The organism is Gilliamella sp. App4-10, from assembly GCF_001690495.1.
Taxonomy (GTDB): domain Bacteria; phylum Pseudomonadota; class Gammaproteobacteria; order Enterobacterales; family Orbaceae; genus Gilliamella; species Gilliamella apicola_G.
On sequence record NZ_LZGS01000053.1, the window covers coordinates 47,603 to 58,021 of the forward strand.

8 protein-coding genes are annotated in these 10,419 nt (G+C 35.7%); all 8 read left to right on the forward strand.

Annotation, left to right across the window (positions count from 1 at the left end; genetic code table 11):
• The first annotated feature begins 291 nt into the window (after positions 1 to 291).
• Positions 292 to 792: a type VI secretion system contractile sheath small subunit gene (tssB, locus tag A9G23_RS11060; RefSeq protein ID WP_065587663.1), complete on the forward strand. Its 501-nt coding sequence runs from the start codon at positions 292 to 294 to the stop codon at positions 790 to 792.
• 74 nt (positions 793 to 866) lie between these two features.
• Positions 867 to 2,399: a type VI secretion system contractile sheath large subunit gene (gene tssC / locus A9G23_RS11065; RefSeq protein ID WP_065587664.1), complete on the forward strand. Its 1,533-nt coding sequence runs from the start codon at positions 867 to 869 to the stop codon at positions 2,397 to 2,399.
• Positions 2,400 to 2,426: 27 nt separating this feature from the next.
• Positions 2,427 to 3,779 (forward strand): type VI secretion system baseplate subunit TssK, encoded by a 1,353-nt coding sequence (tssK, locus tag A9G23_RS11070; RefSeq protein WP_065587665.1) that lies wholly within the window; start codon positions 2,427 to 2,429, stop codon positions 3,777 to 3,779.
• Between the two features lie 10 nt (positions 3,780 to 3,789).
• Positions 3,790 to 4,455 (forward strand): type VI secretion system protein TssL, short form, encoded by a 666-nt coding sequence (gene tssL / locus A9G23_RS11075; protein ID WP_065587666.1) that lies wholly within the window; start codon positions 3,790 to 3,792, stop codon positions 4,453 to 4,455.
• Between the two features lie 9 nt (positions 4,456 to 4,464).
• Positions 4,465 to 6,225 carry an OmpA family protein gene (locus A9G23_RS11080; protein ID WP_065587667.1) on the forward strand — a complete coding sequence of 587 codons (1,761 nt, stop codon included), beginning with the start codon at positions 4,465 to 4,467 and terminating at the stop codon, positions 6,223 to 6,225.
• Between the two features lie 35 nt (positions 6,226 to 6,260).
• A complete protein-coding gene (locus A9G23_RS11085; protein ID WP_065587668.1) occupies positions 6,261 to 6,749 on the forward strand; it encodes an Hcp family type VI secretion system effector in 489 nt (162 codons plus the stop codon).
• Positions 6,750 to 6,826: 77 nt separating this feature from the next.
• Positions 6,827 to 9,679: a type VI secretion system ATPase TssH gene (gene tssH / locus A9G23_RS11090; RefSeq protein WP_065587669.1), complete on the forward strand. Its 2,853-nt coding sequence runs from the start codon at positions 6,827 to 6,829 to the stop codon at positions 9,677 to 9,679.
• Between the two features lie 54 nt (positions 9,680 to 9,733).
• Positions 9,734 to 10,419: type VI secretion system tip protein VgrG (vgrG, locus tag A9G23_RS11095; RefSeq protein ID WP_141674940.1), on the forward strand; the 686-nt coding region annotated here is incomplete at its 3' end.

The window sequence follows — 10,419 nt, forward strand, 5'->3', positions numbered from 1 at the left end:
CTGCTTGTTTAAGCTCTTTTTTCGAGGGCAGTCAATAATTCAACTACTTCAGACGTTAACTCCATATAGCATTAAATACCATAAACACATTTATGATGAGCAGTGATTTGACGAGGGCAACTTTCACTAGAACCAATAAACTGGATATCTAAAGTAATAATGTCTTATTTTTTAAGTGCTTATAATATTTTGAATTTTATTGTAATTTTTGAAAAAATAAAGTAATTTATTATGCTAAAATGTTTATCTTTTTAGATTACATATAATAATCGGTTATATAAGGAATAGAATATGTCAAATAGTTATCAAAACGAAGTTCCCCCTGCTCGTGTCAATATTCAACTAGATCTTCATACTGGTGGGGCTCAAAAGAAAGTTGAATTACCATTAAAAATTTTATCTATTGGTGATTATGGTCGTGGCAAAGATAAACGTCCTCTTTCAGAAAAAGAAAAAGTATCCATCAATAAAAATAATTTTGATGCTGTATTAAAAGAATTCAGACCTACAGCCAAAATTAGTGTACCGAATACTATTGCTGATGATGGTAGTGATATTAGTGTAGATCTCGCTTTTGAATCAATGAATGATTTTAAACCAGAACAAGTCGCAAGAAACATTCCCCAACTTCGTTCTTTGCTTGCTATGCGTAATCTATTAAGAGATTTGAAATCTAACTTACTAGATAACGCTACATTTCGTTACGAACTAGAGAAAATAGTAAAAGATGAACAATTATCTGATGAGCTCCGAGCTGAATTAGAATCAATTGTGACTGAAAACACCAAATAAGTGTTTTTAACAAATTACCTCAGTTACTTTCGAAATAAATTATATCGTTATTGATAAGCAATAAGGAAAAAGCGATGAGCGAACAAAAAGAACAAAAAAATGCAAATAAAACTGTTTTAGAAGATAATGGCAGTGTTTATCAATCTTTATTTAATAAAATAAATTTAAACCCGATCCAAAAAACAGGAGAGATAGATAAATACGAAGACAATGAAGTCTTATTTGAGGCCTCACAAGATGAACGGGTTACGATGGCTGTTGATATTTTGCTCAAGTTGATTCAAAGCTCATCTCAAAAAGTTGAAAAGCTAGATAAACATTTATTGGATTACCATATTAGCCAAATCGACCAAAAACTAAGTCGACAATTAGATGCAATTATGCATAACGAAACTTTTCAAGAAATTGAAGCAACGTGGCGAGGTTTAAAATTTCTAGTCGATCGTACAGATTTTCGACGTAATGTAAAAATTGAGTTATTAGACGCTTCAAAAGAAGAGCTTCGCCAAGATTTTGAAGACGCACCAGAGATTAGTCAAACAGGTTTTTACCGACACACTTATATTCAAGAATATGATACGCCAGGTGGAGAGCCAATCGGAGTGACTATTTCAAATTATGAATTCGATCGTAGTCCTCAAGATATTGCTTTGTTACGTAATGTTTCAAAAGTAGCAGCAGCGGCACATATGCCATTTGTCAGTTCAGTTGGTCCAAAATTCTTTGGTAAAGAGACGATGGAAGAAGTCGCGGCAATCAAAGATATTGGTAATTACTTTGATCGTGCGGAGTATACTAAATGGAATAGTTTCCGTGAAACTGATGATTCACGTTATGTTGGATTAACATTACCAAGAGTATTAGCACGTTTACCTTATGGTCCAGATACAGTCCCCGTTCGTAGTTTTAACTACATTGAAGATGTTAAAGGCATTGAACATAGCCGTTATTTATGGGCAAATGCTTCATATGCTTTTGCCGCTAATATGGTACAAAGTTTTATTCGTAATGGTTGGTGTGTACAAATTCGAGGTCCTCAAGCTGGAGGTCTAGTCGAAGATTTACCTATTCATCTCTACGATTTAGGTACAGGTAATCAAGTCAAGATCCCAACGGAAGTTCTTATCCCTGAAACACGTGAATTTGAATTTGCTAATTTAGGTTTTATCCCCCTCTCTTTTTATAAAAATAGAGATTACGCTTGTTTCTTTTCTGCAAATTCAGCACAAAAACCAGCGTTATATGATACAAAAGAAGCGACTGCAAATAGCCGTATTAATTCACGTTTACCATATATCTTCTTGCTATCACGTATCGCTCATTATTTAAAAGTGATTCAACGGGAAAATATTGGAACAACAAAAGATCGTAGAGTACTTGAGCTTGAGTTAAATAAATGGATCAGCAATCTTGTCACTGAAATGACCGATCCAAGTGATGAAGTTCAAGCATCTCACCCATTACGAGAAGCAAAAGTAATCGTTGAAGATATTGAAGATAATCCAGGATTTTTCCGTGTTAAAACATTTTTAATCCCACATTTCCAGATTGAAGGAATGGATATTAATTTATCGATGGTATCACAGATGCCAAAAGCTAAAGCTTAATATCAAAAAAATCTGGGAGTAGGATTCATGAAAATTTTTCGTCCTTTATGGAATGAAGGCGTCTTTCTGACGCCTCAACAATTTCAACAACAAGCTTTATGGCAACAATTTTCCTCTCAAAAATTAGCTGCTATGGCAGTAGCTAATCCTTGGGGTATTGAAAAGTTAGTTATTGATACACAAGCATTGGCAATAGATCGCTTACAGGCAGAATCAATTAGTATTCGCTTTCGTGATGGAGTATTAATTAACACTGACACTGCAGATACGTTACCAAAAGCTAGAACACTAAATACAGACATTCCACCTGAACGTGAAGACGTTACCGTATTTGTTGGTATTCCATTGCTACAGGCCAATGGGGGTAATTGTTTACAAGACAATCAACAAATTGAAAGACCGCTTCGTTATAGGCAAGAATGGGTAGATGTAACAGATTTGTTTGGACAAAATGCTGAGACGATCGCTGTTGAACGTTATGCACTAACTTTTTTATTTGATTTTGAAGATCATAGTGATTATTTAACATGCCCAATTGCATGTCTTAAACGTGATCTAAATGGTCGTTTTGTTCTTGATCTTGATTATCTTCCACCCCTCATTAATTTATTTACTCAAAGTGGATCATTAATCAAAGAGTTGGAGCTCTTATGTATTCAAATGCAGGCTAAACGTCAGCGTTTAATGGGAATGCGACATGAACGTAATGATCAAATGGCTGAATTTGCGATAGCCGATGTATCTCTATTTTGGCTTTTAAATGCACTAAACACATTTGAGCCTCAACTCAAGTTTTTACGTGATAATCCAACTATTCATCCTGAAAACCTTTATCAAACATTAACGGCATTAACGGGTGCATTGTTAACATTTTCATTAACAAATGACGTAGATAACATTCCCGCTTATCAACATACTAACCTTAATGAAGTTTTTCCGCCATTATTTGGCTTAGTGCGCAACTTGTTAGAAGAAAGTTTACCATCTCGTGTGATTAAAATTGATTTGGTTCATGACAAAGACACATTATGGACTGGTCGCTTAAATGACTCTCGTCTTGTCGAAGATGCAGACTTTTATCTTTCTGTACGTTCAAGTATGCCGGGTCACCAATTACAATCACAATTTCCAATATTATGTAAAGCAGGTGCGCCAGATGATGTAAGGCAAATTATACATTCAGCGTTATCAGGGATCCCAATAAAAGCACTTAGCCATGTTCCTGCGGCAATACCTATACGCTTAGAAAACCAATATTTTGCACTGGATCTATCACATGATGCTGCCAAAAATATGTTGCTCACGCGATGTTGTGAATTTTATGTACCACGAGCAATGCCAGATATTTCATTAGAACTTTTCGCGGTTTTGCGATCATAGGGTCAAGATTATGAGTATAGAACCAAAAACAATAGTCATTGATGAATTATTACGAGATTCGATATTGGTTGTTGTACAACTAAAAGTGAAAGCAGATATTCCATCAGGGCATAAATTATATGAACTTTGTAAACAGCAAGTGACGGCTGTCCGTGATACATTATATAACGCACAATATAGCCAAGATGTGATTGATGATATTAGCTATGCATTATGCGCATTATTAGATGAAACAGTATTACTCTGCCATCGGGATAATCCCAAAAACCAAGACTATGATGAATGGTTAGGTGCACCACTACAAGTGCTCTTTTTTAATACACATAATGCCGGTTATCATTTATTTGAAAAAATTCGTACACGCTTAAAAGCGGATAAAAAAGATCCAATTGTATTAAGTTGCTTTGACAGAGTGCTAGGGCTTGGCTTTCAAGGATGTTACCTTGATAAACCTCAGATGGAGCGAGAACATTTGGTTTTAGCACTGCGTGAAGCTGTACGAGAATATGAACCAGAACAATCTCATCCTATTATTGAACAAACTAAGACTTATCGTTATTTAGGTCGCAAAACGTTGTTGTTATCTTGCACGGTATTATCAGTTCTCTCAGTTATTGTTCTTTACTTTGTATTAGATTATCGACTTGATATGTTGATTAAAAAAATTGTAGGTTAAGGGAAATTTATGAGCGATTACCCTAAACGAATCCAAATTATTTATGCTGTCATATTAAGTCTATTATTACTATTTGTTTTTTTACCAATAACCATTGGTTGGAAGATTATAGGTGCTTTTTTAGTCTTAGTTGTTGTGGGTGGATTACTATGGCGGATGAAAAACTATCGACGAATGCTTGCATCATCAACAACAAATATAGAATTTTTAACCCAAAAACTTGATTTATTACCTGCAAAACAACGTTATCGTTTACCTATTTTATTGGTCGTAGGCAGTGCAGCAAAAGACTTTTTTCCCGAAGATTTATCACTCGCGGAATCGAATATTGTTGTATCATCCGAAGCTGTTTGGATCTATATTGATGAGTATTCTCACTTACCTATCGTTTATGATTCATTAACCGCAAAATGGCCAGATATGACAGGGCGAGTTGGAATATTTCTTGCGTTAGTACCTGAACTTGAGGACAAACAAGGAATATTCATTGCTAAATTGCAAGCATTTCGTCAATCATGGGTAGACACATGTCGAATTGCAAAATATCAACTACCTGTATACATATCGACGCATATTGGTCTAAATAATTTGATTTATGATGAACAAAATTCATTACCTGTTCAATGGTTTCAATTAGTCGATCACAAATTATTCTTACTTGATCGCTATTTATCGCCACTAGATAGTTGGGTTAATGATATAAAAATACCCACTCACGAAAGAGAAAGACGATTACGATTAATACCCTTTTTAAACGAAACACAATCTTGGATTGAAACTGTCATATTAACGACATTAGTTGACACAAAACAACCTATTGCAAAATGTGAACCGACAGCAATGGCGATTTATCCCATAAATCAATCTATTGTGAACGACAATATCATACAAAAAAGATGGGAAAGTATCACGACTTTACCTCTTCCCAATAATCATAAAATCGAAGATAACGTAAGTCCGCCAGATGCCTTAATTAAATTTATGCCAATAGCTTACCCTTTTTCACCTATTTGCTTGATGATTTGTGGCTTAATCACGATCACATCTTTATTTATTATAGGATGTTTGGGCGCATCGTTCTGGAACAATATTAAACTTTCCGAAAAAATACAAAATGATATTCAACATTATCGTTTGATATCGATGGACAGTTATGAAGAAAAGCGACAAGCATTAGAACAACTCAAAGAAGATAGATCAATGTTAAATGAATATTTAGCTCAAGGAGAACCTGTTCGTTTTGGAATGGGGCTTTATCACGGGCAACAATTACTTGAGCCATTAAATATGTCTATGAGTGATTATGTGGCTAAACCACCAGAACCAGAAAAAATTATTATCAAAGAAAAAGAAATTATCACAAAAGAACCACCACCTGTGATTCGTTTAGATAGTTTAGCATTATTTGAAAGTGGTCAATCAAGCTTAAAATCAGATTCAACCAAAGTATTAATTAATGCTTTAGTTGAGATGAAAAAACAGATAAATGCTAATCACAACACAGGGTGGCTTATTTTAATTGCAGGGCATACCGACTCAACGGGCGATAAAGATAAAAATATTCAATTATCACTTGATCGTGCAACAGCGGTACGTAACTGGATTATAAAAACCAGTGACATCCCTGAAACCTGTTTTGCTATACAAGGGTATGGAGCAAAAAAACCGTTAGTTAGCAACGATACCTTAGAGGATCGTGCAAAAAACCGACGAGTAGAAATTAGTTTAGTTCCTCAAATGTCAAATTGTATTTTGGCAAATGAAAACTAAATATTTTAAACAAAAACAAAAAAGGAGTAAAAATAATGGCAGTTCCAGCGTACATGTTTTTAAAAGACGATGGTGGTGCAGAAATTAAAGGTTCTGTGACAGTAGTAGGGCGTGAAGGTAGTGTTGAAGTGGTTGAGTTTGATCACAAAGTCTACATTCCAACAGATGGTAATACAGGTAAATTAACAGGAACACGTGTTCACAAAGCACTTGAATTTGTTAAAGAAGTTGATGCCTCATCACCTTACCTTTACAAAGCAGTAACTACAGGTCAAAACCTAAAGTCTGTTGAAATCAAATGGTACAAAATTAATGATGCAGGACAAGAAGTTGAATATTTCAATACATTAATGGATGGCGTAAAAGTCGTTTCTGTTAAACCTGAAATGCACAACGTTAAGGATCCAACAAAAGAACAATACAATCATTTAGAGCGTATTGAATTACGTTATGAAAAAATCACTTGGACTTATAAAGATGGCAACATCATCCATTCAGATAGCTGGGTAGAAAGTAGAGGCTAATGTGATTTTTGTTGATTCTGTTGTTATAACAGAATCAACATATTTTGATAAACAATAACATAATTAAAGGAATAGTAATGATTGCCGATCCTTCTGTTTTATTAAGGCGACTTAATCCATATTGTGCAAAAGCACTTGAAGCGGCAGCAGAATTATGCCAAACAAGAGCACATAGCGAAATTACACTTGAACATTGGTTATTAAAATTATTAGAGCAAGGATCAGGTGATATTACATTTATTGCAAGGCATTATCAGTTAGATATGGATAAAGTTTGGCAAGGGTTGTTAAATTATTTAGACACATTACCACATACGATTAATACAAAACCAAGTTTATCGTCATTATTGATTGCGGTATTACAGTCAGCATGGCTCAAGGCCTCACTTGAAGATCATGAAGAAGTTATTCGTTCGATACATATTTTGCAAGTCTTACAAGAAATGCCTCATTGCTTAAAAGCACAAGATGCGTGGCAACTGCTTAGTTTATCCGTTGTTTCATTACAAAAAATGCGTACCAAATTAGATAAAATTTCGGACGAAAACCCAATAAATCAATACCGCCATTATTCAAATAATGATATCGATAATACAGAACAATTAAAAATTGATACTAATCAGGATTCGCAAACAGCTAATACTGAAAATAACCAACAACAAGCCGTGCAGCAAAAATATTATCAAGCAGCCCTTAGTCGATTTACTGAAGATATTACCGAAAAAGCGAAAACAGGTAAAATTGATCCTGTGTTTGGTCGTGATAATGAAATAAGGCAGATGATTGATATTTTATCTCGTCGCCGTAAAAACAATCCAATCTTAGTGGGAGAACCTGGTGTAGGTAAAACAGCATTAGTTGAAGGACTGGCACTGCGTATTGCAGAAGGGAACGTACCTAAAAACCTAAAAAATGTCAGTATATTAACGCTTGATCTTGGTTTACTACAGGCGGGTGCTGGCGTCAAAGGTGAATTTGAACAAAGATTAAAAAATGTGATTGAGGCTGTTCAACAATCATCGACTCCAATACTACTTTTTATTGATGAAGCACACACTATTATTGGCGCTGGAAATTCCGCAGGTGGAGCTGATGCAGCAAATTTATTAAAACCTGCTCTAGCTAGAGGAGAACTACGAACTATTGCAGCTACAACATGGTCTGAGTATAAACAATATTTTGAAAAAGATGCTGCACTAGAGCGTCGTTTTCAGATTATTAAAGTTGATGAACCCGATGATGAAAGAGCCTGCCTTATGCTACGTGGATTAAAATCACGTTATGCCAAACACCATGGAGTTCATATATTAGATGAAGCGGTCAAAACAGCAGTATCGCTCTCACGACGTTATATTAGTGGACGCCAGCTTCCAGACAAAGCGGTTGATCTATTAGATACTGCATCTGCACGCGTACGAATGGGGCTTGACACTATTCCTGAGATAATTACTCAACTTGAAGCCAAAATCGGTGCACTCTTGATAGAAAAAGAGGCTATACAAGCAGATTTAGCGCTTGGTGAAAATTTATTACCCGATCGTATAACTGAAATAGATCTGCAACTTAATGAATTACAAAATAAACTCACCATCCAACAAACACAATTTGAAAAAGAAAAAGAACTTGTTGAAAAATTGGTTGAGCTACGCAAACAATTGACTTTAAAAACGGATAAAAAAATACGAAAACAATTGGTAGAAACACAACAGCAACTCATTGCACTACAAGGCAGTACGCCTTTACTCTCGTTAGATGTTGATAGTCGTACCGTTTCGTCAGTTATTTCTGATTGGACAGGTGTACCACTAGAAAGTTTATTAAAAGATGAACAAAGCCATTTACTAATGCTTGAAGATGATTTGCATCAGCGTGTAGTAGGTCAAAATAATGCATTATTTGAAATAGCAAAACGGATTCGTGCTGCAAAAACAGGGCTGACATCGGAAGATGCACCAATGGGTGTTTTTTTATTAGTTGGACCATCTGGTGTAGGTAAAACCGAAACAGCATTAGCTTTAGCTGATACACTCTTTGGTGGTGAACAATCACTTATCACCATTAATATGTCAGAGTATCAAGAAGCCCATACCGTGTCACAACTTAAAGGTTCACCACCTGGATATGTGGGTTATGGTCAGGGTGGTATATTGACAGAAGCTGTCCGTAAACGTCCATATAGCGTTGTTTTATTAGATGAAATCGAAAAAGCACATCGCGATGTATTGAATCTATTTTACCAAGTATTCGATCGTGGTTTTATGCGAGATGGTGAAGGACGTGAAATTGATTTCCGTAATACCTTAATATTAATGACTTCTAACCTAGGCAGCGATGAATTAATGGCATTATTTGATGAAATGCCAAATGCTGATATTGCAACACAGCAAGAATTATTGCGCCCTATTATACGCGAACACTTTCAACCAGCATTATTAGCGCGTTTTCAAACAGTCATTTATAAACCTTTAGACGATGTTGCACTGCGCAAAATTGTTGAAATGAAATTAAATAAAGTCGCAAGCCGATTACAAAAACACTACAAAATTGTGTTTAATGTTGGTGAAAAATTTTACGATACCTTAGTCTCTGCGTGTTTATTGCCAGATACAGGTGCACGTAATATTGATAGTATTTTAAATCAACAAATCTTACCTGTGATATCTAACCAACTATTACAACGGGTTAACAATCACAACAATCAAACATTAACGTTACAACTCGACTTTAACGAAAAAGACGGCATTGTACTTGAGTGGGCAACAAATCAAAATAAGGTTACGCAAACAAAAGCTAAAAAGGCTATAACGGAAACTAAATTAATAGAAACAACAAAAGTTGCAAAAACAACCACCCAAAAGACATCAAAAAGAGGAAAAAAAGAGAACAGCAAAAAACAAGCAGTAAAAGATAAAATAAGTAATGAAAAATAAAAAACTAATATAAATAACGGCAAGGTTAAATAAAAAAATATAAGGGAAAACAGTATGGCGAGAGAGCATAATCACTTAATCGGTCAATTAGGTGAAGGATGGGTTGACGGCTTAGTGACGGGTTTAGGGGGCGTCAGCCATAATCGCTATAGCTTAACCGTTGAAGGGCTGCGCTCGCCGTTGTCGGTTTGGTATGTTGACGGTGATGAGCGGTTAAATCAACCTTGGCGTTATGTGATTACTTTTACCAGCTCTGACAAAGCGTTATCCATTGATTCAGTGCTTAATCAAAAAGCCACATTCTCTTTTAATCCTGTTATCCATCAACCGTATCAAAGCGTAATGTCAACAATCTCATCATTAAGTGACTTACCGTCGGTGAATGATAAACGCACCTTGCATGGGGTGATTACTGAGTTTAGTCTGTTATCGGTCAATAAAGAGGAAGCTCATTATCAGGTGGTATTATCTTCGTGTTTAGCACGGCTGGCTATTGGGCAACATAGTGCCATATTTCAACAGCAAAGCGTGGTGAGTGTAGTTGAAGAAGTGCTGCGCAGTCATGGTTTAACGGGCATTGATTACCGTCTAGAGTTAAAAGAGAGCTATCCTGAGCGGGAGTTTATCACGCAGTGGCAAGAAAGTGACCTTGAATTTATTCAACGCTTATTGGCCGATGTGGGTATCTGGTTTCGCTTTGAAACCCACGCCGAGCGCCACTGTGATGTAATGGTGTTAAG

What these genes read in the sequence shown, in the direction of transcription:
- A9G23_RS11080 (WP_065587667.1), top strand. Translation starts at nt 4,465, where the DNA reads ATGAGCGATTACCCTAAACGAATCCAAATTATTTATGCTGTCATATTA.
- tssH (WP_065587669.1), top strand. Translation starts at nt 6,827, where the DNA reads ATGATTGCCGATCCTTCTGTTTTATTAAGGCGACTTAATCCATATTGT.
- tssC (WP_065587664.1), top strand. Translation starts at nt 867, where the DNA reads ATGAGCGAACAAAAAGAACAAAAAAATGCAAATAAAACTGTTTTAGAA.
- tssL (WP_065587666.1), top strand. Translation starts at nt 3,790, where the DNA reads ATGAGTATAGAACCAAAAACAATAGTCATTGATGAATTATTACGAGAT.
- A9G23_RS11085 (WP_065587668.1), top strand. Translation starts at nt 6,261, where the DNA reads ATGGCAGTTCCAGCGTACATGTTTTTAAAAGACGATGGTGGTGCAGAA.
- tssK (WP_065587665.1), top strand. Translation starts at nt 2,427, where the DNA reads ATGAAAATTTTTCGTCCTTTATGGAATGAAGGCGTCTTTCTGACGCCT.
- tssB (WP_065587663.1), top strand. Translation starts at nt 292, where the DNA reads ATGTCAAATAGTTATCAAAACGAAGTTCCCCCTGCTCGTGTCAATATT.